Here is a 24,595-nt window from a genome sequence, read left to right on the forward strand (position 1 = left end):
TCCCAATTTTATCGGCAACACGCTCGCGGAGGATTAGTTCAGACGTTCCCTAATTCTCTGATCAATGCACGTGCGGGTAAAGCGAAGGTCTATGACGCATCGAGCCCCCTTGCCAAATCCGCTGTGATATCCTTTACCGCTTCGAGCCCCACCGCGATGCGTAGCAAACCTTCGGTGATCCCGGCTGCGTCCCGGCTTTCCTGACTGATACGGGCATGGGTGGTCGTAGCCGGATGAGTGAGTGTACTCTTGGTGTCGCCCAGATTGGCCGTAATTGAGATCAGGCGAACGGAATCCACCACTCGCCAAGCCGCCTCTCTTCCATTCTTTAACTCGAATGAAACAATGCCGCCACCCGTCTTCTGCTGGCGCTTGGCAAGCTCATGTTGAGGATGCGATGGCAAACCCGGGTAATGAACCCTCCCAACGCTAGGCTGCGCTTCCAGCCAGCGCGCGACTTGCAAGGCATTGGCCGAATGGGCGTCCATACGAATTTTCAGCGTTTCCATTCCCTTGAGGATAACCCAGGCATTGAAAGGGCTCAAACTGGGACCGGCGGTGCGTAGGAACCCGAACACCCCGCGCTCCATCAAGAGATCGCGCTTTCCAAGTACTGCACCGCCCAGAACTCTTCCCTGACCCTCGAGATACTTGGTGGCGGAGTGAATGACAATATCGGCGCCAAGGTCAAGCGGGCGCTGCAATGCCGGAGAACAGAAGCAGTTATCGACCGCAAGCCACGCACCGGCCTTTTTCGCCACGACCGCAAGCGCGGCGATATCCGATATCTCGGTGAGGGGATTTGATGGTGTTTCGATAAACAACAGTTTCGTGTTGGGTTTCACGGCCGACTCCCAAACCCTGACATCGATAGCGGAAACAAATGTTGTTTCGATATTGAAACGCTTGAGGATGTTGGTGAACAGGTTTACCGTGGCGCCGAACAAGCTGCGCGAAGCGACAATGTGATCACCGGCGGAAAGCAAGCCCATCACGCAGGAAAGAATCGCCGACATCCCGGAAGAAGTGGCTACGCAAGCTTCCGCGCCTTCCAGCGCGGCAAGCCGTTCCTCGAACGCCGTAACTGTGGGATTGGTAAAGCGGGAATAGATATTTCCAGCCTCCGCACCGGAAAAGCGCGCCGCGGCCTGGGCAGCGCTGTCAAATACGAAGCTCGAGGTAAGGTATAAACCCTCGGAGTGCTCGTTGAACTGGCTGCGGTGTATGCCCGTGTGCAGCGCCAGGGTTTCGAGCTCAAAATCATCAGACATGCAAATCTCCTCAAATAAAAAACCCGTTCAGCATTGCTAAAACGGGTTCCCCGCTTTAGCCGAATTTATAACGCGCCCGCAAGCTGAATATCAAATCGGCGCACATACCTTATGTTGCTAAACTATGTAGGCTTTGTCAAATCCTCATCATTTCCCTACTCTACCCGCACGAGATTCAAATCCAGTTGCGTACTGGAAGCGGATGGCGACAGCGATGCGCGGCCATGGCGCTGCGCCGCCAGAACCGACAGGTATTCCGCCGTAATGTCTCCCGTAATGTAACGGCCGTCGAAACAGGAGGTCTCGTAATGCGTGATGGATGGATTAAGCCGCCGCACGTCGTTGATAAGGGAATCGAGGTCATGATAAACGAGATAGTCGGCGCCGATTTCGCGGCAAATTTCGTCGTCATCCCGCCCGGTAGCGATGAGTTCCTCGCGAGTCGGCATATCGATCCCATACACATTGGGGAATCTTACCGGTGGCGCGGCGGAAGCGAAATAAACCTTATGGGCGCCGGCTTCCTGCGCCATTTGCACGATTTCCCGGCTGGTGGTGCCGCGCACGACTGAGTCATCCACCAACAGTACGTTCTTGCCCCGGAACTCCACACTCATGGCATTGAGCTTTTGCCGAACCGATTTGCGCCGCTGCTGCTGGCCCGGCATGATAAAGGTACGTCCAATGTAGCGGTTCTTGACGAACCCTTCGCGGAAACTCACTCCAAGACGGTTGGCAAGCTGCAAGGCACTGGGGCGGCCGGAATCAGGAATCGGAATGACCACGTCAATATCCAGATGCCGCATGGTCGCGGTAATTTTATCGGCCAGGCTCTCACCCATGTTGAGCCGTGTTTCATATACCGATATGCCATCCATTACTGAATCAGGACGCGCTAAATAGACGTATTCGAAGATGCAGGGATTATGCGAGGGATTGGCTGCGCATTGTTTATTGTAGAAATTACCGTCATCATCGATAAAAACCGCCTCCCCCGGCGCAACATCGCGTATCAGCTTAAATCCTAATGTATCCAGCGCGACACTCTCGGACGCCACCAGATAATCTGTCCCATGCTCGGTCTCGGCAGAACCAAAAATAAGGGGTCGGATGCCATAGGGGTCGCGAAAAGCCAGCAACCCGTAACCCGCGATCATCGCTACAACCGCGTAGGCGCCCCGGCAGCGCCGATGCACCCCTGATACTGCGGCAAAAATGGCAGCGGGGTCAAGCTGGTGGTTTTTTGTACTTCTCTGCAATTCGTGCGCCAGTACATTGAGCAGTACTTCCGAATCCGAACTGGTATTGACGTGGCGCAAGTCCTCTCGGAACAATTCCTGATTAAGCTGTGTCGCATTCGTAAGATTTCCGTTGTGCCCAAGCACAATGCCAAATGGGGAGTTGACATAAAACGGCTGTGCCCCGGCCGGCGATTCGGTGGAGCCGGAAGTGGGGTACCGCACATGTCCGATACCCATATTGCCTGCCAGAGACCGCATATTACGCGTGCGAAACACGTCGCGGACCAGGCCGCCGCCCTTGTGCATGTGGAATGTATTGCCCTCCGCGGTGACAATGCCAGCGGCATCCTGTCCGCGATGCTGGAGCACCAGCAGTCCGTCATATAGCAGTTGGTTGACGGGAGTATGTGCTACCAGGCCCAGAATTCCACACATGATTGCGCTCCGCAAAGATGACTTAGATTAACGATGCACAAAAAGGTGCAAAAAATTCAATACCGATGCCACATTGGACGAAATAAACATGGACGAGATGTGCCGGCTGCGCTTCTACGATAGTCGTTCATTGTTCCGCTTCAATCTTACAAAGTTGATGTGCCTGGATAAATCCTGCGGCAGCCAGGGCACTACGAACATTACTGCAGTTTCCAACGGACCGCTCAGCACGGCTTTTCGCCAGAATGGCTCTTGCGGAAGTGCGGTCAGCCCCGCTGTCAGGACGATTAATAACACCACCAGCAGCCCACGTATGAACCCGAACAATGAGCCTAAAAACCTGTCAGCAAGCCCCAGCCCAGCGGTTTTGGTCAAAGATGATGCCGCCATGGCAATAAGACCCACTGCCACAAGTGTCGCGAGAAATAGCGCGGCGAACGCAAACAACATACGCAGGGATTCGCCGGCAATGAAAGATGGCAGGATTGGCGCAAACTGAGACGCAAATGAATTCGCTACCATGAACGCGACAATCCAGCCCGCCAATGACACCAGTTCGCGTACAACCCCCCGCACCAGGCTCAGCAAGATCGATATGCCGAGTATGGCAAGCACGCAATAATCGAAGGCAGTCATTTCAAAGCGGGATTCGCCCGGCTGTTGGGAAATCTACCATTCATCATAGTACTATTTGTCTGTCACTACGCCCTCGAATCCGAGCTTCTTCAGCTTTTCACGCGTCTCCTCGGCTTGCTCGCGCGTGCGGAAAGGGCCGACCCGCACGCGGGTTACTTCGCCTTTCTCTGCCCCTTTGTCGACCTTCATCGCTTCCGTATAAGCCTTTGCGCCTGGGCCACCCTTGGAATCGATATATTCACTGGAGTCCCGGGACATCAGATTTTGCAGCTGCTGTCTGGCTTTGGCCGGGTTAGAAAAAGCACCTAACTGCACCACAAATGCGTCAGTAGTCTCGGCGGTAGCGGCGGTGGATTTTCCCCGTTCCGATGCCAGCTTCGTATCCGTTTTCTTCCCCGCTGGCTTGCCGGCCGGTTCCATGGATGGGGTCGGCTTTACTGATGACTCCGGAGTGACCTGCTCGTCCTGTCGAACTCCGGTTGGCGGTTTCTCGACGGTAGCCGCATCTGTCGCTTGGCTGGAACCCACAGCGCCGGAATCAAATTCCTCCGCAGAGTCTTCCGCAGGTATGCGAATGTCAATCTCTTGACTTCGCTCTTCCGGTTTACTGTCCAGCAACATCGGTAGGATTACAATCGCGGCCACCACCAGGGTAACGGCCCCGACCAGACGCCTTCTGGCGCGTTTTCTGAGCTGAATTTCTTCTTCGCTAACTGTCTTTGCCATCTCTCGATTTTTTGATTGCCGCGTGCTCAACCACGCTCAACCGTATCCGGTACCGCAACACTTCCGCTACGGTATGAAATGAGCCAAAAACGCAGATTCTATCACTTCCGGTTGCTCGCTCACAGGCATATGCATAGGCTGCGGCAGGATCCGGAAAAGTGCGGATTGACTCTTCCCCTGCCATAACGTCTTTCCCTAGTCCTGCGGCACGGAGTGCCTGCACGATTTCATTGGACGAAGCGCCACGACGGGCACCGATACCCGCCGTCAGCCATATATCGACCTTGCTGGCCATCGCCTGTGCAACGCCAGGGATATCCTTGTCTTTGAGCATGGCAAATACTGCATAAGTCCTGTTAAAACGATCCATGCGATCGAGGTTATCGGCCAACGCACGCGCAGCGCCCGGATTATGCGCCACATCCAGCACGGTTACCGGCCGCCCGGGTAATACCTGAAATCGCGCGGGCCAATTAACCTCCAGTAAGCCTCGGCGTATATCGCCCATGGTAACCGGCAGATTGTCCTTCACGGCATCGAGTGCGGCCAGGCAGGCACTAGCATTATGCAACTGATAGGCTCCTCGCAGAGCAGGATAGGGAAGCGAATGGCGTTTTCCTTGCTCATCCCAGTAGCCCCACCCTGCCTCGCTGGTCGAGTAGCCGAAGTGTTCGCCAATGTGGAGAAGTTTTGCACCAATTTCATTCGCATACTGACGAACAGTCACGGGAATATCCGGCTCCGAACAGATTGCGATCTTCCCCTTTCTGAAAATTCCAGCTTTCTCGAATCCGATTTTCTCCCGCGTGTTGCCGAGATAATCCATATGGTCGAAATCGACACTGGTCACCACCGCGCAATCGGCATTGAAAATATTGACTGCATCCAATCGTCCGCCCAGCCCCACCTCCAGAATGGCAATCTCTATCTCTGCCTTTGTGAAGAGATGTACCGCTGCCAGCGTACCGAATTCGAAATAAGTCAGTGAAACGCCACAGCTTGTCCTCGCTGTTTCCACCGCCTCGAAAGCACTGCATAATTCGCCGTCAGTCGCTTCCCGCTGAGCTACTCGCACCCGTTCGTTATAACGGAGTAAATGGGGTGAAGTGTAGCAACCGACACGATACCCGGCGCAGCTCAAAATGGCTTCCATCATGGCGCATGTTGACCCTTTACCGTTGGTTCCGCCAACCGTGATAACGGGAAAAGACGGGACGAGGCCTAGCTCAGCCCTGACCCGATCCACGCGCCCCAGTCCCATCTCGATGGTCGTCGGATGGAGACCTTCCAGATAAGTTAACCAATCCGAAAGCGTCCGGGATTCTGAATGAGGTTTGACCATGACGGTGTCTGAGCCCCGCTGCCTGGTTTGAAGGTATGAAGAGGATAAAAAATGATAAGACCAACCGGGAATCGGCGGACGGCTGAGTGAACCCGACGCGCCTGCAACACAACCTGTTTCTCGTACCGCAGATTCTCAGGATACCGGGGGGGCACGCATCAGTAACGTGCACAGGTTTGCAATCTTATCGCGCATGCGCCTCCGATCCACGATCATGTCGATCGCCCCATGTTCCAGCAGGAATTCAGAGCGCTGAAAACCTTCCGGCAGGGTTTGGCGTACCGTCTGTTCGATTACCCGAGGGCCTGCGAAACCGATCAGCGCGGCCGGCTCAGCGATGACGACATCGCCAAGGAAAGCAAAACTCGCCGATACGCCGCCCATGGTGGGATCCGTCAGCACGGAAATAAAGGGAAGCCGTTCCTCGCTCAATTGAGCAAGCGCAGCTGTTGTTTTCGCCATTTGCATTAACGATAGCAAACCTTCCTGCATGCGCGCGCCACCACTGGCTGCGAAGCACACAAAAGCCAGCCGTTGCTCAACGCAAACCTGTACCCCGCGAACGAAGCGCTCGCCTACGACGGAACCCATCGATCCGCCCATGAAGCCGAATTCGAACGCTGCCGCAACCAGCGGGACCGTTTTGACACTACCCTGCATCACTACCAGGGAATCATCTTCATCAGTATCCCGTTTTGCCTCCGCTAACCGATCGACATAGCGCTTGCTGTCCTTGAATTTCAATGGATCAAGCGATTGCACTTCAGGGCCGATCTCGTAGCGCCCCTGGGTATCCAGAAACAGATCGAGGCGAACCCTGGCGGAAATTCTGTTGTGATGGTTACACTTGGGGCATACATTAAGATTGTTTCCGAGATCAGAGTAATACAGCACCGCATCGCATGAGGCGCATTTGCTCCACAAACCCTCGGGCACGACTTTTTTTTCGCCGCTTTCCTTACGCTTGATTTTTGGCGGGAGGAGTTTCTGAAACCAGCTCATAAGCTTGCGCGGTAATGACAGCGATTCAGTGGAAGACCGAAAATAGCACTTTCACCCGCTAGCCCGGATATTTCAACGGCTGGCGGGATCATGGCAAGATACTTCGGAAACAGCTTTTGGGTATCCCGCGTTAAGCTAATAGACGAGCCTATTCGCGCGAAGCGGGGGCGCAAAGATGCCGTAAAATACCCGTCAGCACCCATGAAGGCCCGAGAGCGTCCATTGCATTTCAACCCTGTTGACCAGATCTCGTTGTTCATACCACTTCCGCAATTTCAAGCCGGTTTGGTGAAATATACCGGCTAATGTGCAGGGCCCGCTTCGTCGACAGCGGTCCGCAGGCTTTTCACCAATCGGTATACATTTGACAGGACTTCCGTTTTTGCGGATTTCTCTATTTCCTCGACGATGCGACTCCCTACGACCACAGCATCCGCGAGTTCCGCCACTGCCTTGGCTGTGGTTCTATCGCGTATACCAAAACCGACGCCAATAGGGATGGAAATATGTGAACGCAACTGGGCCAATTTGTTTGCGACATCGCGCAGGTCAAGATTGAGGGAACCGGTCACGCCCTTCAATGACACATAATAAACATAACCTTGTGCCAGTTGCGCCACGTGCGCGATGCGCGCTTGCGGGGTAGTCGGCGAGAGAAGAAAAATAGCGTCGATTTTATGACGCCTGAGATACTTTACCCATTCTGCGGATTCTTCCGGCGGATAATCCACCGTCAATACGCCATCTACGCCGCATTCTTTTGCTCTTGCGGCGAATGTCTCATAGCCCATCGCCTCTATTGGATTCGCATACCCCATCAGTACGACCGGGGTGCTCTGATTGTTTTTTCTGAAGTCTTCCACCATGGTCAGCACATCCTTCAAGCACACGTGGTGCTTCAAAGCCCGCTCGGAAGCCCGCTGTATGGAAGGCCCATCAGCCATGGGATCGGAGAACGGAACGCCCAGCTCTATGATGTCCGCCCCCGCCTTGACCAGCTCATGCATCAATGAAGTCATCATTGCAGGTTCGGGATCGCCTGCAGTGATGAAAGGAATCAGAGCTTTCCGTTTTTGTTGGCGAAGCTTGTCGAATACGGTTGTAATACGGGACATGGAAAGCGTTTTATATCAAAAAGTGATACCGGAGGCCTGCGCCACGGTGGCCATATCCTTGTCGCCGCGCCCGGAAAGATTTACCAGCAGGAGCTTATTGCGGCTGAGCGTGGGTGCGAGCCGGGCGGCATACGCCAGCGCGTGACTGGATTCCAGAGCAGGTATGATACCCTCATAATGGCACAGGCTATGGAACGCTTCCAACGCCTCGGCATCCGTTATCCCGACATATTCAGCGCGATTGCTGTCTTTGAGCCAGGCATGTTCGGGGCCCACCCCAGGATAATCCAGACCGGCTGAAATGGAGTGGGTCTCGACAATCTGTCCGTTTTCATCCTGGATCAGATAGGTGCGGTTACCATGCAATACTCCGGGTTTTCCGCTAGTCAGGGTAGCGGCGTGCTGACCGCTTTCGATTCCAAGCCCTGCCGCCTCTACACCTACCATGCGAATGTCGCTGTCGATGTAGGGGTAAAACAAGCCAATGGCATTCGATCCGCCCCCGACGCAAGCGATCAGCACATCCGGCTGCCGGCCGTACTCTTCCTGCATCTGCAGGATGGATTCGCGTCCGATGATTGCCTGGAAATCCCGCACCATCATCGGATAAGGATGCGGTCCCGCCACCGTGCCAATGATATAGAAGGTATCCTCGACGTTGGTCACCCAGTCGCGCATGGCCTCGTTCAACGCATCTTTCAACGTCCTGGAACCCGATTCGACCGGAACCACCGTTGCGCCCAGCAACTTCATCCGGTACACGTTGGCAGCCTGGCGTTGGACATCCGTGGAACCCATATAGACGACGCATTGCATGCCATAGCGCGCAGCCACCGTGGCACTGGCGACGCCATGCTGACCCGCTCCAGTCTCGGCAATGATGCGCGATTTACCCATGCGCCGAGCCAAGAGCGCCTGGCCGATGGCATTATTGATCTTGTGCGCGCCGGTATGATTCAGATCTTCCCGTTTCAGCAAAATCTGCGCGCCTCCCAGATGCTCCGACCATCTTTTGGCATGATAGATGGGGCTGGGCCGTCCCACATAATGCTTCAATTCATAGGCGAATTCCGCCAGAAAATCGGCGTCGTTGCGATAGCGCTCGTACTGTACGCGCAGATCTTCCAGCGCTGCAATCAGCGTTTCAGCGACGAACACGCCGCCATAGGGACCGAAGTGCCCCTGGCTGTCGGGAAGATCATAAATTTTCACTGGCTCGAACTCCTCGCATGAAAGCGGCAATCTTCTCCGTGTCTTTGATGCCTTTGGCTGTTTCCACACCGCTGGATACATCTACTGCCCACGGTCGGATCCGCCTGATTGCCTCCATAACATTATCAGGCTGCAACCCCCCGGAAAGAATCAGCGGAAGCGGTAGATTCCGAGGGATCAGATTCCAGTCAAAAACATTACCGGTACCGCCCGGCTCACCTTCAACATAGGTATCCAGCAGCAATCCTCTGGCTCCGCCATAGCGGGTCGCGTATTGTATCAAATCTACCCCAGTCCTGACGCGCACTGCCTTTATATAAGGCAGGAAAAATTGACCGCAAAAATCCGGAGACTCATTGCCGTGGAATTGCAGCAAATGGAGTCCCGCAACTGATGAAGTTTCCTTTACCCACTCCGCATCGGGATCGACATAAACACCCACTGCGGTAACGAATGGCGGTAGCGCAGCGATAATTTCCTGAGCTTTTGCCGGGGTGATATAGCGTGCGCTTTGCCTCCAGAACACGAAACCGATGGCGTTGGCGCCGTGGCGCACTGCTGTCAGTGCGTCCTCACCACGTGTAATACCGCAAATTTTAATTCGAATAGCCATAGAGTCGATCTTTATCGATGCTTATCCTATCATTGGACGTATTTCCGATACGTCCGGAATAACATTACTGTTGATCCCTCATGTGCGCTCGTTGGGAGAATCCTGCGCCCAGCTCAGCCTGCCGGTCGCGGACAATACTGCCGCAAGCGGCGGCTCGGCAAAACGGGGAAGTTTCCACTTGTCATCATAGCTGACCCCTGCGAGGTATAGTCCGGCTGCAGGAAACGTGGGCGCAGCATCGCTGCGTCGACGGCCTGTCAGCACTTCGCGTATCCATTCCGGGGGATATTTGCGCTTGCCCACATAAATGAGGCACCCCAGAATATTGCGCACCATGTGATGCAGGAATGCGTTGGCTCGGAGTTCGAATGCGATAACGTCATCTTGGCGGGTAATATCGATCTTCGTCAGAGTGCGTATGGGGGATTTGGCTTGGCACTCGGCGGCCCGAAACGCGCTGAAGTCGTGCTCGCCCAGGAGCAGGCGAGCGGCGGCCTGCATGGATGCAAGATCAAGCGCCTGGTGAAACCAACCCATCTTGTGATGGTAAAGACCAGGGCGCACCGAACTGTTCAACAGCAGATAAAGATAGCGGCGTTCAATGGCGCAATAGCGCGCATGAAAGTCATCCGGCATTCGCGAGGCCCACCGAACTGCGATACTGTCAGGCAACAGCGCATTGACCCCGCGCACCCAGGCTGTCTCGGGCCGCTGCGCCTGAGTGTCAAAATGCACGACCTGATACACCGCGTGGACCCCGGCATCGGTTCGTCCCGCCGTCACGACGCGGATGTCGCCATCCGCGATTTTGGATAATGCGGCCTCCAACGCATCCTGCACCGAGCCGCCTGAACGCTGGCTTTGCCAGCCGCAGAAACCGCTGCCATCGTACTCCAATGCCAACGCAACCCTCACAGCACAGGCGCATTCATGGTAATTGCTGAGAAACTTTCAGAAATTTTCAAGAGGGAACCCGCGGAACCGAGCGACCGCGAAGGGCAGAGCAGTGTCTTCCGAAGGAAGATGCGACCCCGTAGCGGGATGCAGGCGCCCCAGTATATGCGAACTGCCATCCCCTCCGCTGCCCGATCCTCGCTTGGCGACCCCTCGGGCGACGCTTTGGGGCGCGACCGCGAAGGGCAGAGCAGTGTCTTCCGAAGGAAGATGCGACCCCGTAGCAGGATGCAGGCGCTCCAGTATATGCGGTCTGCCATCCCCTCCGCTGCCCGATCCTCGCTTGTCGACCCCTCGGGCGACGCTTTGGGGCGCCCATTGCGATCCGCGGTGCAATCGCTAAAAAATGAAATCATCTGACTGATGATCCGAGGAAGCGCTCACAGTTTTGCGAGCATCAGCCTCGCGCTTTCCTGCTGCCTGACATCACCTTCCTGGATGACTTCGCGAAGAATCTGCCTTGCAGCATCCTTATCGCCCATTTCCTGATAAGCTCTGGCAAGATCTATTTTGTTAACGATTTCATGCCAATGGGTATTCCTTTGCTCAAACTCCTCTTTTACGTCTTCCGCTGGTTGCGCGGCCCCAATGCTCAGAGTAATGTCAGCCAGTTCGCGTTCAGCGAGGGGAGCTGGGTGCGCCTCCCGAGCCAGCTCGGTGGTATTCGCGCCCGAGCTCATGGGCAGGTCCTGAACTTTATCATGCGGCTGAGAGTCGGACGCGCTGGAGATCACATCCTCATCGGAACCAAACACTGACGACTTCGGCCCCCGCACCATCGATACCCCGACTATACCTGTAATCAGAAGAACAAGCGCACCCCCCAGATATTCAAAATTGGCCACAAGGTCATCGATGATTGTACCTTTGCCGCGTGTGCGCGTTCCCATATCTGCTCCAGGGGTCTGCTCATGGGTTAGTTTTGCCGATTGTACAGGTTTAGCTATTTCAACAGGCTCATCTGCCGTCACCTGCGCAGTTACCTGATGTGGCGCAGCGTGTTCCGGCTCATCTGTTTTAGTTTCAGAGGATGAGAGCGGTTCTGTTGGCTGGGTTAGCGGCTGCACTATCACGGCTGCTTCTGGGCTCGACTCAGACTGAGGCGAAACGGCCGCCGGTGGAATGGATACCGTTGCGGTACTCGCCGGGACGGTTTCCACCCGTTTCTGCATCTCCGCCAAGGCCAGATTTTTCAACTCGAGCAGTTGTTGCAATTCCTTTATATTTTTCTCAAGCAGCGCGATTCGCTCATTGGCTTCACGAAGCGCTCTGTTCTTCGCTATGACATCCTCTTCCATTGCATGAAGCCGATCCTGAACGCCTGGTTGCTCGAGCCGCTTTTCGCCCGGGTTCGCGCCCATATTGCTCGCGTCCTTATCGCCATTCAACGGCTCTGCACCCTTGGAAAGCCTTAAAACCTCCCCGGCGGGCTCCCCGGCCGCAATGCTATCTGCCTCAACGGTCCGATCGATTTTTCCGGTAACGGTTTGTTTCAGTTCTTCCACCGTCCCTATTGCCGCGGGGAGCCTCCGCCGGTTCCAATCCATAGTCTGCGCTTGTACTTCCTTGTTGGCTTCCGCTGGGCTTATCGCATTGATTTCACTACTGTTCGGTATCCTTAAAATTGGCCCCGCCTTAAGCTGGTGCATATTATTATCGATGAAAGCGTCAGGGTTTGCGTGGTGCAGGGCAACCAGCACCTGATTAAAACTTGCTCCGGCAGGCAGAACAATGTTGCTTGCTATCCCACCTAACGTATCGCCCTGCTTTACCGGGCCATGGATGCTATTGGTTTTGCCGGCCGACGCCGCCGATTCCGCTGCTACCGGCGTTTTCTCCTCATGCTTGATGGATGAGTGAGTTTTCTCATGAGTTTTCTCGTGAGTTTTCTCGGTAGCCGGCTCACCCTTGGCCGAACCGGTAGAACTGGCCTGCGTTACCGGCTTCCCAAGCGGGGATGCATCATTTTCCGGATGAGCAAGGACAACAGTATATTCACGCAACAATCGTCCCGACGACCAATTCAACTCGACCAACATATTCAGCAAGGGTTCGGCAATGGCCTGCGGGGAAACGATCTTGACATAGGGCAACCCGTCGAAACGGGTTTCGACGGTTGCTTTGAACGTGGAAAGAATGGGTAAAAAATCAACGTTTGCCTGGCGGAACGTTTCTTGCGGCGCCAGACGCGCGCTTAAAAAGAGTTTCTCCTCTTTTTTTACCGCAACCAGTTCGATTTCAGCCTTGAACGGTTGCCCCGGAGCGGACATGACGGTCAGCCTGCCCAGCCCCGCCGCGGTGGCTGCCAGTGGCGCCGTGAACGCAACGACAAGCGCAATGAAAAGCAAATATGCTTTAGTACGCTTTAACATGGCATGGCTCTAAAGAAATCCATATGTAAATAGGATGGGCCGGATTCAAAATCCGCTGAAATTTCACTTGTAAGGGATCACCAACAATAAACGCATCGCACCCAATGTGTACAATGAATGCCTCGCTCGTCGCGGCAATAAGGACCTGAAGTGCAGAATATCAGCCCCATGCTACTCGGCCCACCAAGACCTTATCGAATATGATTCAAGCTCTTTCAGAAAAAAGACCAACTCCGCGGCTTCCCGATCTCAAGCTTCCACCAAAATCCGCAGCATCCGGCGTAGCGGTTCCGCCGCACCCCACAATAGCTGATCCCCCACCGTGAAGGCTGAAAGGTATTCCCCTCCCATGGCAAGCTTGCGCATACGCCCCACCGGTATAGTCAAGTTCCCCGTTACAGCAGCCGGGGTCAACTCCTTCAAGGTGCTTTCGCGCTGATTGGGAATCACCCGCACCCAACTGTTGGAAGCAGCCAGAATATCCTCGATCTCATCCAATGGTACATCCTGCTTGAGCTTGATGGTGAGTGCCTGACTATGGCAGCGCATTGCGCCGACACGTACACAGATGCCGTCAACAGGAACCACCTGATCGGTACGCCCGAGGATTTTATTTGTCTCGGACTGACCCTTCCACTCCTCCCGAGTCTGTCCGTTGCCAAGATCCCTGTCTATCCAGGGTATGAGACTGCCCGCCAGCGGAACGCCGAAGTTCTCGGTTGGGAAAGCAACGTTACGCAGGGTTCCGGCCACTTCACGGTCAATGTCAAGGATGCCTGAAGCGGGGTCATCCAGCAGGTCTTTCGCCACGCGATGGGCTTCACCCATCTGCAGCAGTAATTCCCGCATGTTCTGCGCGCCAGCGCCGGAAGCCGCCTGATAAGTCATGGCGCTCATCCATTCCACCATGTCTGCTTCGAACAATCCGCCCACCGCCATAAGCATCAGGCTCACGGTGCAATTCCCACCGATGTAATTTTTTACGTCATCATGCAAAGCCTGCTTGATGACCGGCATATTGACCGGATCAAGTATAATGACAGCGTCCTGACCCATGCGCAATGTGGAAGCTGCATCGATCCAATATCCTTGCCAGCCCGCCTGGCGCAGCTTGCTGAAAACCTCACTGGTATAGTCGCCGCCCTGGCAGGATATGAGGATATCCATAGCCTTGAGCTCGTCTATGTTGTACGCATCCTTGAGCGGTGGCGTTTCCTTCCCTTTCCCTATGTCCGGACTTTTACCACCCTTCTGCGACGTTGTGAAAAATACAGGCTCAACCAATGCGAAGTCATTTTCTTCCCGCATTCTTTGCATGAGGACCGAGCCTACCATGCCGCGCCAGCCAATAAATCCTACTCGCTTCATTGATCGCCCCTACTTGAGATCTTAGAGATTAGCCAGAACCGCGCCGCCCATCTCCGCGGTGCCAAGCTTCTTCATTCCTGGTTCATAAATATCCGCCGTGCGGTAACCCTCTGCCAGAACTTTTTTTACGGCACCTTCAATGCGTGCGGCTGCAGATTCCAGATCAAAGGTATAGCGCAACATCATCGCCGCCGATAATATCGTTGCCAGGGGGTTGGCCACGTTCTTTCCGGCAATATCAGGGGCCGAACCGTGTATCGGTTCATATAACCCCTTGTTATTCTCATCGAGTGACGCCGAAGGCAACATCCCGATCGAGCCGGTCAACATGGACGCTTCATCCGATAGGATATCGCCAAACATGTTGCCCGTCACCATAACATCGAATTGCCTGGGATCGCGTATCAACTGCATCGCGGCATTATCCACCAGCATGTGCGAGAGCTCGACGTCCGGATATTCCTCGGCGGTCTCCGTCACTACGTCGCGCCATAACTGGGTGCATTCCAGCACATTCATTTTATCAACCGAGCAAAGCCTGCGATTGCGTCTACGCGCCGCTCCAAAGGCCACCCGGGCAATTCTGTCTATCTCCGCCTCGCTGTATACCATGGTGTTGAAGCCGACGCGCTGGCCCTCGCGCTGCTCGATGCCGCGTGGTTCCCCAAAATAAATATCCCCGGTCAACTCTCTCACAATCAGAATGTCGAGCCCCGCGACGATCTCGGGTTTCAGCGTGGAGGCATTGGCAAGCTCGGGGTAGAGCAGCGCCGGGCGAAGATTGGCAAAAAGGTTCAAGGCCTTGCGTATGCCGAGCAACCCTCTTTCCGGCCGTAGCGGACGCGGCAGGGCGTCGTACTGCGGCCCGCCCACTGCGCCCAGAATCACAGCGTCGGCATCGGTGGCAAGCTTGCGTGTCGCCTCGGGAAATGGCTCGCCGGCGGCTTCTACCGCACAACCGCCCAGCAGACCCCATTCCAGTTCAATTTTTAACCCGTCGCTCCTCAATGCTTCCAGTACGCGCACGGCTTGAGCAATGATTTCCGGGCCGATACCGTCCCCGGCCAAGACTGCAATCTTCATTAAATCATCTTCCTGGATAAGCGCCTTTCACGTAAATAGCCACGGCTGTGCAGCTCGATATTTCTCCTCGAACGCTCTGATCTTGTCCGAATGTTGCAAAGTCAGGCCGATCTCATCCAGACCATTCAACAGGCTGTGTTTGCGGAAAGAATCGATATCGAACTGGAAAAGTTTACCGCTGGGAGTCGTCACCGACTGATCCCGCAAATTGACCGCCAAACGATAGCCTTGTGTCGCTTCGATTTCATGGAACAGTTGATCCACGGTGTCTGCATCGAGCGCAATCGGAAGCAAACCGATCTTGAAACAGTTGTTAAAAAAAATGTCGGCAAAGCTGGGTGCGATGATCACCTGAAAGCCGTAATCCTGAAGAGCCCAAGGCGCATGTTCGCGGCTCGAACCGCAGCCGAAATTTGCGCGCGCAAGCAATATCTCGGCACCGCTATAACGCGGCATGTTGAGTATGAAATCCGGGTTGGGCTTACGCTGGGACGAATCCATTCCTGGCTCGCCGTGATCGAGATAACGCCACTCATCAAAGAGATTCTGGCCGAAACCGGATCGTTTGATGGATTTCAGAAATTGTTTGGGAATGATGGCATCGGTATCGACATTGGCACGATCCAATGGCGCCACCAACCCTTCACAGGAAAAAAATTTTTTCACTAGCTACTTCGACGATTTCTCAATCGCCTGTCCACCCTTCTGGATATCTTTCCCCATCCCACCCACAGTATTACACGCGGACAGCTGGAAAACAGCGATCAACGCGATCATTGCGGATAACATTTTCATAGCAACCTCCTCTTTTAATAAAATAAAACCGCCTAACGCCTTAATTTTAGTTTATTTCTCGCACATCCACAAAATGACCCGCCACCGCGGCAGCCGCGGCCATTGCCGGACTCACCAGATGAGTTCGCCCCCCTGGGCCCTGCCGGCCTTCGAAGTTGCGGTTGGAAGTCGAAGCACAACGTTCGCCCGGTGCAAGCCGGTCATCGTTCATCGCAAGGCACATCGAGCACCCAGGCTCACGCCATTCGAATCCCGCGTCGAGAAATATCTTGTCGAGTCCTTCCTGTTCCGCCTGTTGCTTGACCAGGCCGGAACCCGGCACGACCATGGCAAGTTTAATGTTCGCAGCAATATGCCGGCCTCTGACCACCTTCGCCGCAGCGCGCAAGTCCTCTATGCGGGAATTCGTGCAGGAACCAATGAATATCTTGTCCGGGCGAATTTCGCTGATGGGGGTATTGGGCGCAAGGCCCATATATTTTAGCGCATGCTCCATGTCGTGGCGTTTCACGATATCGTCGATCCGGGACGGGTCAGGCACCTTACCGTCAATGGTTGTTACCATTTCGGGGGATGTTCCCCACGTTACCTGCGGCTTGATTTGTGCTGCAGCCAATGTCACCACCCTGTCAAAGCGCGCACCCTCATCACTTTTCAGTGTGCGCCAATAGGCAATGGCCTTTTCCCATAGATCGCCTACAGGCGCGAAAGGCCTCCCGCGGATATATTCAATCGTGGTATCGTCCACCGCTATCATCCCGGCACGGGCGCCCGCCTCGATAGCCATATTGCATAGCGTCATCCGCCCTTCCATGGAAAGCGCACGGATGGCGCTTCCCGCGAATTCGACAGCGTAGCCCGTACCTCCTGCGGTACCGATCTCGCCAACAATGGCGAGCGCGATGTCCTTGGCCGTAACGCCATGGCCAAGTTCGCCTTCGACTACAATCTGCATGGCTTTCGCTTTTTTCGTCAGCAGGCATTGCGTGGCCAGCACGTGTTCGACTTCCGAAGTACCTATGCCAAAAGCCAGACAGCCGAACGCACCATGCGTGCTGGTATGCGAATCACCGCATACTACTGTCATACCCGGCAGCGTAGCACCCTGCTCCGGCCCAATCACATGGACGATACCTTGGCGAATGTCGTTCATCCTGAACTCGGTAATGTCCAGTTCCTCGCAATTCTGGTCGAGCGTTTCCACCTGAACACGTGATATGGGATCGCTGATACCATGGCTGCGTCCGGTGGTCGGCACATTATGGTCAGCCACAGCAAGAATGGAATTGCGCCGCCATGGCCTGCGTCCGGCCAGCTTCAGCCCTTCAAAGGCTTGCGGACTGGTGACTTCATGCACCAGGTGGCGGTCGATATAGAGCAGCGCTGTGCCATCCTGCTTACCCTGGTTATCGGACTCTTCGTAAACCACATGGCTTTGCCAGAGTTTGTCGTATAAGGTCTGCATATTGGAGGAATTATTGCGGATTGATGTTAAATTATCCCATAACAATGCATCAAGAAACAAATAAATATCAATAGCCTACCGTGCTTTCGCTTTAATGATCAGCATCCATCTTCCACGCTACCAATACCAGACCGAGCAAAACGGCCGCGGCGCTCATGGTAAACGTGAGGCCCGGCCCCAGCCGCTCCCAGCCATAACCGCTGAACAGTCCCCCCAGCGTACCGCCAAGGCCGAATGTAAGGCTGGTGTATAGTGCCTGTCCTTTCGCCTGGTTGCGGCCGCGGAAGTAATGATGGATCAGCAGCATGGCGGTCGCATGATGCGCGCCATATGTCGCAGCGTGAAGGATTTGCGCCGCCAGCACTACGGACGGCCATTCCACGCCCCAACCTATCATCAGAAAACGAACTATCGCGCAACCAAAACTGAAAGCCATCACCTGCTTGAGGCGGAAGCGGTGCATGAGCTGCGGCATCAGGAAAAACACGCCGATTTCACATATAACGCCTATGGCCCATAGCCAGCCAATAATACTCTTGCTATAACCGTGCTCCACCAGATAAATGGAATAAAAAGTGTAATATGGCCCGTGGGCGAGCGCCATCAGCATGCAGGCCGCAAAGAATGCCAGTACCTCCGGGCGCTTAAAAATTTGCCGGACAGGCAGAGTATCGGCTGGGTGAACCATAACCACAGCTTCAGGAATCTGGCGCGAAAAGATGACTATGCCCAGCTTGAATCCGAGCACAGCCCACAACAGTGAAGCGATATCCATGAAATCCAGCATATAGCCGATGCCGGTTACCGCACAAATAAACCCCACCGAACCCCAAACCCGGATACGTCCATATCTTGCCGTGCTTGCGCCAAGATAAGATAGCGTGGTGGCTTCAATGAGCGGCAATGATGCGCTCCAGAAAAAACTCATCAGCAGCATGACTACGAACAACCAGGCGAACGACTCGCCCAAAAATACTCCGCAATAGCTTATTAAACCCGTGACCGCGGCCGCTTGCACGATTACCACCCGTTTGCCAATATGATCGGCTAGCCAGCCCCACGCAGCCGGAGCAAAAATGCGGGTCACATGCAAAAGAGACATCAGCACGCCAATCTGGAAGGCACTAAAGGAAAGGGATTTCAAATACAGGCTCCAGTAAGGAGCAAAAGCGCCGATAAAAGCGAAATGGAAGAAATAAAAGCCCGAAAGGCGCCAGTAAGGAATGGGATGCATTTGCCCGATTTTAACAGGCAAGGGGAGAGAAGCAGATAAACGTTGCCACTATCAATTAATGGCTCTGGTTTGGCACATTCTGGCGGCAAAACCGCCTAGGGCGTAAGTTCAGGAGGAATCTGCTTCGCCACCGCGCGAAGAGTTCCACCTAGCCCTGACCGGTCTGCCGAAAGGGCGGTAACTTCTGTTATGGGGGCCGGAATATGATGGAGAATTCCGGAAGTGGAAATGCGATTTAGCGAATCATCCCGGAATGGTGCGCAGCAATTTCCCAATTGCCGCTCTCCCCGTCATATCGAAGCACGTATATATTTCCATCATCTGCGTCGACTTTGAACCATGACTGCCCAGGTGCAAACCAGCGATCGACCAAGGCGCGCACCAACCATAGAACCCGCCTGGATGGAGGTAACGGCCTTCAACAAGAGATGGGGAAAAAGCAAAAAACCGGTTTAGGCCACTGCTCGTAATGCGGGCAAACGCTGCTTTTCCGACGACCCTTGCCGCGGCGCTAGGGTTGGCCACTTCCACCCGACTCACCGAGCACTTGACCGGTCGCGTAGCTTGATTCCTGCGAAGCAAGCAAGACGTACAGGGGTCCCAATTCCGCCGGCTGACCTGGACGACCAAGCGGAGTATCGCCGCCGAATGTGGTAATTCTATCCGGCGGTTGCCCGCCGCTCGGTTGCAAGGGGGTCCAGAACGGCCCCGGCGCCACTGCATTTACCCGTATGCCCTGCTTGGCAACCTGCTTAGCCAATGATTTTGTGAAAGCAACAATACATGCTTTAGTCTGCGCATAATCGAGCAGCGTCGGAGACGGATCATAAGCCTGAACGGAAGCCGTATTAATAATTGCCGCGCCGGGCTCAAGGTGAGGCATGGCCGCTTTGGTGATCCAAAACATCGCATAAACGTTGGTCTTGAAAGTCGAGTCAAACTGCTCGGTGGTAAGATCTGCAATTGAGGGCTGTGCGGTCTGCATGGCTGCATTGTTGACAAGGATATCTAGGCCGCCCAGTTCGCGAACAGCAGTTGTAACCAGCCTGTGGCAGAAGCCCTCGTTACGAATGTCACCCGGAATTGCTATCGCCTTGCGCCCTTCCGCACGGATCAGCTCAATTACCTCTCGAGCATCTGGCTCCTCGACCGGGAGATAATTGATCGCGACGTCGGCACCCTCGCGCGCGAAGGCAATTGCGGCGGCACGGCCAATGCCTGAATCGCCGCCTGTCAGGAGTGCCTTTCGACCTACCAACCGGCCGGAGCCCTGATAGCTTGTTTCACCATGATCGGGCCGAGGATCCATTTTGCCCGCAAGGCCAGGCGGGTCCTGCCGCTGCGGGCGGAAGGGGGGGCGGGGGTATTGCGTAGTTGGATCCCGTTTGCCGGATTGACCGGGCGTGCGCCGTGAGTCGGCAGGAGCTTTTCCTTCTTGTGCAAAGGCTGGGGGCACGAGCACTGCGACAAGGCCGGCTGTCACTTCACCCACGAACTGGCGCCGTGGAGCACTGGGTTCATTCTTTTGTTTCATGCCCATTTTCCTATGATAATTACTAAGGATGGTGTCTACATGGGTAAAAAAATCTTTGAGTATGCCTCCTCAACCTAGGCCACAAACCCAAGACTGTCAAGGAACGAGCCGGCCCGGACATCCACCCACCCGGCGATGATGCTTAGGCTTCAACGCGATAAATACGCCACCTCGCCGGGCGCAATTTATAGGAAAATCTAGAATTGTTCTTTTCACAACCTATTAAGATAAAGTGTTGCAGCAAAAGCTCAACCCCAGAGCTGAAACAAGCGACTTGGGGGACCGGATGAAATATGAAATCTCCGTGCGTTCGCTGTGCGAATTCACTGCCAAGCAAGGCGATCTCGATCGGCGCTTCACCCCGGGGCCCTCAGCCGAGGAAGGCATTACCGGGCATGGTACGGTTACGTCGCGCCGGGCTTCTCACTACCAGCCGGAAGTAACCCTAACGGGAAATTACAAGCAGTTGCATGTTCGCGGCCGGGCAGACGGCTTCGACCCAATTGAGAACCAGCTCGAAGAGATCAAAACATTCCGGGGCGACCTCAGCACGATGCCCGACAATCATCGTCGCCTCCACTGGGCCCAGGTCAGGATCTACGGTTGGCTGCTGTGCCAGAAACTGGAACTGCCCCGAATTGGTCTAGCGCTGGTGTACTTCGATATCGTCAGCAAGGAGGAAACTCTGCTGAGCGAATCCCATGAGGCCGCCACACTCGAGCGATATTTTGAAGACCAGTGCGAACGCTTCCTGTCCTGGGCTGAACAGGAAGTGGCGCATCGGACGACGCGCAACCGGGCGTTGACTGCCCTGCGCTTTCCCCATTCATCATTTCGCCAGGGTCAGCGGCAATTGGCTGAAGCTGTGTACCGCGCAGCGCGCGACGGCCGCTGCCTCATCGCGCAGGCGCCCACCGGGATCGGTAAAACCATTGGCACATTGTTCCCGCTGCTCAAAGCCTGTCCCAGCCAGGAACTGGACAAGATATTTTTTTTAACGGCCAAGACTTCCGGCCGCGGGCTTGCGCTCGATGCACTCAAGCTGATTAAAGAGGGTGAGGCCGCGTTGCCTCTGAGAGTGCTCGAATTAACAGCACGGGATAAGGCGTGCGAGCACCCCGAAAAGGCGTGCCATGGCGAGTCGTGCCCGCTGGCCCGGGGATTCTATGACCGGCTTCCGAAGGCGCGAGCCGCTGCGCTCAAAACGGGCCCGACAAATGGGGGTAACGCGGAGTGCGCGGGCGTGCTGGACAAGAGTTCGCTGCGCGCTATCGCCCGCGAGCATCAGGTTTGTCCCTACTATCTCGCCCAGGAGTTGGTCCGTTGGTGCGATGTAATCGTCGGCGACTACAATCATTACTTCGACCTGAACGCAACGCTATATGGATTGACCATCGCCAACCAGTGGCATGTAAGCATATTGGTCGATGAAGCTCACAACCTGCTCGACCGTGCGCGGATGATGTATACAGCCGAACTGGATCAAACCGATTTCAAGAAAATGCGCCGATCCGCACCCGTAGCGCTCAAGAAGGGTCTTGATCGCGTCAACCGCTGCTGGAACGAACTGAATAAGGAACAGGCAACCGCCTATGAGGTTTACCCTGCGGTATCCGATAAGTTTTTAATGGCATTGCAGCAAGCCATCTTCGCCATCACGGGTTATCTTACCGAGAACCCCAATGGCATCAGCGAAGAATTGCAACGCTTCTACTTCGATGCGCTGCACTTCTCCCGGATGGGTGAATTATTTGATCGGCACTCGCTGTTCGATTTAACGAAAATCGTAGGGGATGACGGAAAATTCCCGGAAAATAACAGGATCCACTCGGTGCTCTGCCTTAGAAACGTTATTCCTGCCCCCTTTCTTACAAAGCATTTTGCCGCCGCGAAGTCCATTGTGCTATTTTCCGCGACATTAAGTCCCACGCACTTTTATAAGGATATGTTGGGGCTGCCTGTAAATGTGGCGGCGATTGAGGTGCAATCGCCATTTAAATCCGAGCAATTATCGGTCCGGGTCGTCAGCAATATTTCAACCCGATATCGGCATCGCAACGCTTCCGTTTCACCAATTGTTGACTTGATATCCGGACAATATGCAAAAGAGCCCGGAAATTATCTCGCATTCTTCAGCAGCTTTGACTATATGCAAAGTGTAGTCCTTCTATTTAAATCAAGGTATCCGGACATACCCCTTTGGCAACAAACTCGTGGAATGGACGAGGCCGAGCAGGATCAATTTATCGCATGCTTTATGCCAACCGGCCAGGGAATAGGATTTGCGGTGCTGGGTGGATCATTCGCTGAAGGTATCGATCTTCCCGGCAAACGCCTGAGAGGTGCCTTCATTGCCACCCTCGGACTACCGCAGGTCAATCCCGTCAATGAACAAATCAGGCGACGCATGGAGGCTATTTTTCATGCGGGCTATGAATATGCGTATTTCTTTCCAGGCATGCAAAAGATCGTGCAAGCTGCGGGGCGAGTGATTCGCACGCAACTGGATGAGGGCGTGATCTATCTTATCGATGACAGGTTTACTCAGGTGGACGTTCTTCGCCTGCTGCCACGCTGGTGGAAAGTGGAACGAAATAAGGCAAAAGGGGCAGGATGATCCTGCCCCTTTTGTGAAAAAGAACTACAAAGAGAACTGTAAAGGATCAACCCACCCCCTTTATGGAGCAAGATAGGGTATTTTTTATTCGTTGCGCTTGTCTATTACTATGCCGGGGCCACTCGGCGCCTCCGGTATTATTCTATCCGATGGTTTGGCGGGTCTTGTGTCCGGCTTGTATGCTTCGTTGCGCTTGTCTATTACTATGCCGGGACCACTCGGCGACTCCGGTACGGGGGTATCCGGCGGTGGGGCGGGTTTATGGTCCGCCAGCGCCTCATATGCTTCTTTGCGCTTGTCCACTACTTTGTCCGCACCAGGCGGCGCCTCCGGTATTAGTTCTTCCGGCGTTGATTTTTTGCCTCTGTAGCTTGTATCTGCATGGCTTGGTTCAGTATATGACTGGGTTCCGTAGAAGGCGCTAATCGTGTTCTGCCAGCTGGGGTCTGCCATATCCGGCCAATGGTCTTTATCGAATCCGGGAGCGGATTCCAGACGTTCCTTATCCACATTGAGAATGAACCGCTTGTTCTCCGTGTCAAGCTTCAGCGCGCTCCACGGAACGGCGAAAAGTTTGTCAGCAATCCCAAGAAATCCCCCGAAGGACAACACTGCATAGGCGACCTTGCCATTGTTCATGTCGAGCATGATCTCCTTGATATCGCCGAGGTCTTCGTCCTTATGGTTATAAACATCCTCTCCTATGAGTGTGTCCGCTCCCATTAAGCGGGGCCCCGGCCCTTCGCCGTAGCTTTTATACATGCCATAGGTATCTCGTTCTTCATAGCTCATATTTATCTCCTGTTAAAGTAGTTTCGAATTCCAGCGCACGGACGCTTCGTTGCGCTTGTCCACTACTCTGCCCGCACCACTGGGCGCCTGCGGTATTATTTTACCTGGGATGATTTTTTCTCTGTGTACGTTGTGTCTGCACGGCTTGTATTAGTATATGGCTGAGTTCCATAGTAGGCGTTGATCGTGTTCTGCCAGCTGGGGTCCGCCATATCCGGCCAGTGGTCCTTATCGAATCCGGGAGCGGATTCCAGACGTTCCTTATCCACATTGAGAATGAACCGCTTGTTCTCCGTGTCAAGCTTCAGCGCGCTCCACGGAACGGCGAAAAGTTTGTCAGCAATCCCAAGAAATCCCCCGAAGGACAACACTGCATAGGCGACCTTGCCATTGTTCATGTCGAGCATGATCTCCTTGATATCGCCGAGGTCTTCGTCCTTATGATTATAAACATCCTCTCCTATGAGGGTACTCGCTCCCATCAAGCGGGGCCCCGGCCCTTCGCCGGAGCTTTTATACATGCCATAGGTATCTCGGTCTTCGTAGCTCATGTTTATCTCCTGTAAAAGTGGTTTCGATTCCTGGTCTTTTCCATTTCTTCTTATCCCCTGACGCGCCCTTCCGCCTTCCGATGTGGAACCATGGAACCAGCGCGTTCCAGACGTGTACAGGATGCGGTAACTGATGGAAGAGGTCGGTGCGGTAACGTACAAAAACCCCTTATTGCCTCCCATCTGCTTCAATCTGACAGAACCAGCCTGACGTTGAGCGTGGCGTATGTCTGCCAG

21 protein-coding genes are annotated in these 24,595 nt (G+C 54.5%); 1 reads left to right on the forward strand and 20 read right to left on the reverse strand.

What is annotated here, in order from left to right; genetic code table 11:
• Window positions 1-89: 89 nt before the first annotated feature.
• From BMX00_RS08600 to BMX00_RS08695, 18 genes are all read right to left on the reverse strand, one after another.
• On the reverse strand, window positions 90-1,271 hold the full coding sequence (locus BMX00_RS08600; RefSeq protein WP_090828608.1) for an O-succinylhomoserine sulfhydrylase: 1,182 nt from the start codon (window positions 1,269-1,271) through the stop codon (window positions 90-92).
• Between the two features lie 155 nt (window positions 1,272-1,426).
• Complete coding sequence (purF, locus tag BMX00_RS08605) at window positions 1,427-2,947, reverse strand: amidophosphoribosyltransferase (RefSeq protein ID WP_090828609.1); 1,521 nt, start codon at window positions 2,945-2,947, stop codon at window positions 1,427-1,429.
• Between the two features lie 114 nt (window positions 2,948-3,061).
• Window positions 3,062-3,583, reverse strand: a complete 522-nt coding sequence (locus tag BMX00_RS08610; protein ID WP_090828610.1) for a CvpA family protein — start codon at window positions 3,581-3,583, stop codon at window positions 3,062-3,064.
• Window positions 3,584-3,634: 51 nt separating this feature from the next.
• On the reverse strand, window positions 3,635-4,309 hold the full coding sequence (locus BMX00_RS08615; RefSeq protein WP_090828611.1) for an SPOR domain-containing protein: 675 nt from the start codon (window positions 4,307-4,309) through the stop codon (window positions 3,635-3,637).
• Window positions 4,293-5,651: a bifunctional tetrahydrofolate synthase/dihydrofolate synthase gene (folC, locus tag BMX00_RS08620; RefSeq protein WP_090828612.1), complete on the reverse strand. Its 1,359-nt coding sequence runs from the start codon at window positions 5,649-5,651 to the stop codon at window positions 4,293-4,295. The genes BMX00_RS08615 and folC overlap by 17 nt, the downstream gene beginning before the upstream one ends.
• 135 nt (window positions 5,652-5,786) lie before the next feature.
• A complete protein-coding gene (accD, locus tag BMX00_RS08625; RefSeq protein ID WP_090828613.1) occupies window positions 5,787-6,653 on the reverse strand; it encodes an acetyl-CoA carboxylase, carboxyltransferase subunit beta in 867 nt (288 codons plus the stop codon).
• A gap of 302 nt (window positions 6,654-6,955) precedes the next feature.
• A complete protein-coding gene (gene trpA / locus BMX00_RS08635; protein ID WP_090828615.1) occupies window positions 6,956-7,768 on the reverse strand; it encodes a tryptophan synthase subunit alpha in 813 nt (270 codons plus the stop codon).
• A 15-nt stretch (window positions 7,769-7,783) separates the two neighbouring features.
• Window positions 7,784-8,980 (reverse strand): tryptophan synthase subunit beta, encoded by a 1,197-nt coding sequence (gene trpB, locus BMX00_RS08640; RefSeq protein WP_090828616.1) that lies wholly within the window; start codon window positions 8,978-8,980, stop codon window positions 7,784-7,786.
• Window positions 8,967-9,593: a phosphoribosylanthranilate isomerase gene (locus tag BMX00_RS08645; protein WP_090828617.1), complete on the reverse strand. Its 627-nt coding sequence runs from the start codon at window positions 9,591-9,593 to the stop codon at window positions 8,967-8,969. The genes trpB and BMX00_RS08645 overlap by 14 nt, the downstream gene beginning before the upstream one ends.
• Before the next feature lie 78 nt (window positions 9,594-9,671).
• Window positions 9,672-10,508 carry a tRNA pseudouridine(38-40) synthase TruA gene (gene truA, locus BMX00_RS08650; protein ID WP_090828618.1) on the reverse strand — a complete coding sequence of 279 codons (837 nt, stop codon included), beginning with the start codon at window positions 10,506-10,508 and terminating at the stop codon, window positions 9,672-9,674.
• Window positions 10,509-10,927: 419 nt separating this feature from the next.
• Window positions 10,928-12,919 (reverse strand): motility hub landmark protein FimV, encoded by a 1,992-nt coding sequence (locus BMX00_RS08660; protein WP_090828620.1) that lies wholly within the window; start codon window positions 12,917-12,919, stop codon window positions 10,928-10,930.
• Window positions 12,920-13,168: 249 nt separating this feature from the next.
• On the reverse strand, window positions 13,169-14,287 hold the full coding sequence (gene asd / locus BMX00_RS08665) for an aspartate-semialdehyde dehydrogenase (protein WP_090828621.1): 1,119 nt from the start codon (window positions 14,285-14,287) through the stop codon (window positions 13,169-13,171).
• 21 nt (window positions 14,288-14,308) lie between these two features.
• The gene (leuB, locus tag BMX00_RS08670) at window positions 14,309-15,370 is read right to left on the reverse strand and encodes a 3-isopropylmalate dehydrogenase (RefSeq protein WP_090828622.1); all 1,062 of its coding nucleotides are present in this window, start codon (window positions 15,368-15,370) and stop codon (window positions 14,309-14,311) included.
• 27 nt (window positions 15,371-15,397) lie between these two features.
• Window positions 15,398-16,036 (reverse strand): 3-isopropylmalate dehydratase small subunit, encoded by a 639-nt coding sequence (gene leuD, locus BMX00_RS08675; protein ID WP_090828623.1) that lies wholly within the window; start codon window positions 16,034-16,036, stop codon window positions 15,398-15,400.
• A gap of 3 nt (window positions 16,037-16,039) precedes the next feature.
• Window positions 16,040-16,147 (reverse strand): entericidin A/B family lipoprotein, encoded by a 108-nt coding sequence (locus BMX00_RS08680; protein WP_425433884.1) that lies wholly within the window; start codon window positions 16,145-16,147, stop codon window positions 16,040-16,042.
• A gap of 64 nt (window positions 16,148-16,211) precedes the next feature.
• A complete protein-coding gene (gene leuC / locus BMX00_RS08685; protein ID WP_090828624.1) occupies window positions 16,212-17,630 on the reverse strand; it encodes a 3-isopropylmalate dehydratase large subunit in 1,419 nt (472 codons plus the stop codon).
• 91 nt (window positions 17,631-17,721) lie between these two features.
• Entirely contained in the window at window positions 17,722-18,864 is a 1,143-nt protein-coding gene (locus tag BMX00_RS08690; protein WP_090828666.1) for an MFS transporter, read from the reverse strand.
• A gap of 511 nt (window positions 18,865-19,375) precedes the next feature.
• Window positions 19,376-20,398, reverse strand: coding sequence for an SDR family oxidoreductase (locus BMX00_RS08695; RefSeq protein ID WP_090828625.1), 1,023 nt, complete (start codon window positions 20,396-20,398; stop codon window positions 19,376-19,378).
• 232 nt (window positions 20,399-20,630) lie between these two features.
• Here BMX00_RS08695 and BMX00_RS08700 point away from each other — a divergent pair, with 232 nt between their 5' ends.
• Window positions 20,631-23,015 (forward strand): ATP-dependent DNA helicase, encoded by a 2,385-nt coding sequence (locus tag BMX00_RS08700; RefSeq protein WP_245727955.1) that lies wholly within the window; start codon window positions 20,631-20,633, stop codon window positions 23,013-23,015.
• An 84-nt stretch (window positions 23,016-23,099) separates the two neighbouring features.
• Here BMX00_RS08700 and BMX00_RS15030 read toward each other — a convergent pair whose 3' ends face one another.
• Both BMX00_RS15030 and BMX00_RS08710 read right to left on the reverse strand, forming a co-directional pair.
• On the reverse strand, window positions 23,100-23,807 hold the full coding sequence (locus tag BMX00_RS15030) for a PRC-barrel domain-containing protein (RefSeq protein WP_342707149.1): 708 nt from the start codon (window positions 23,805-23,807) through the stop codon (window positions 23,100-23,102).
• Window positions 23,808-23,902: 95 nt separating this feature from the next.
• Window positions 23,903-24,358, reverse strand: coding sequence for a PRC-barrel domain-containing protein (locus BMX00_RS08710; protein ID WP_090828627.1), 456 nt, complete (start codon window positions 24,356-24,358; stop codon window positions 23,903-23,905).
• Between the last annotated feature and the right edge of the window lie 237 nt (window positions 24,359-24,595).

Source organism: Nitrosovibrio tenuis, assembly GCF_900109785.1.
GTDB classification, from domain to species: Bacteria; Pseudomonadota; Gammaproteobacteria; order Burkholderiales; family Nitrosomonadaceae; genus Nitrosospira; species Nitrosospira tenuis_A.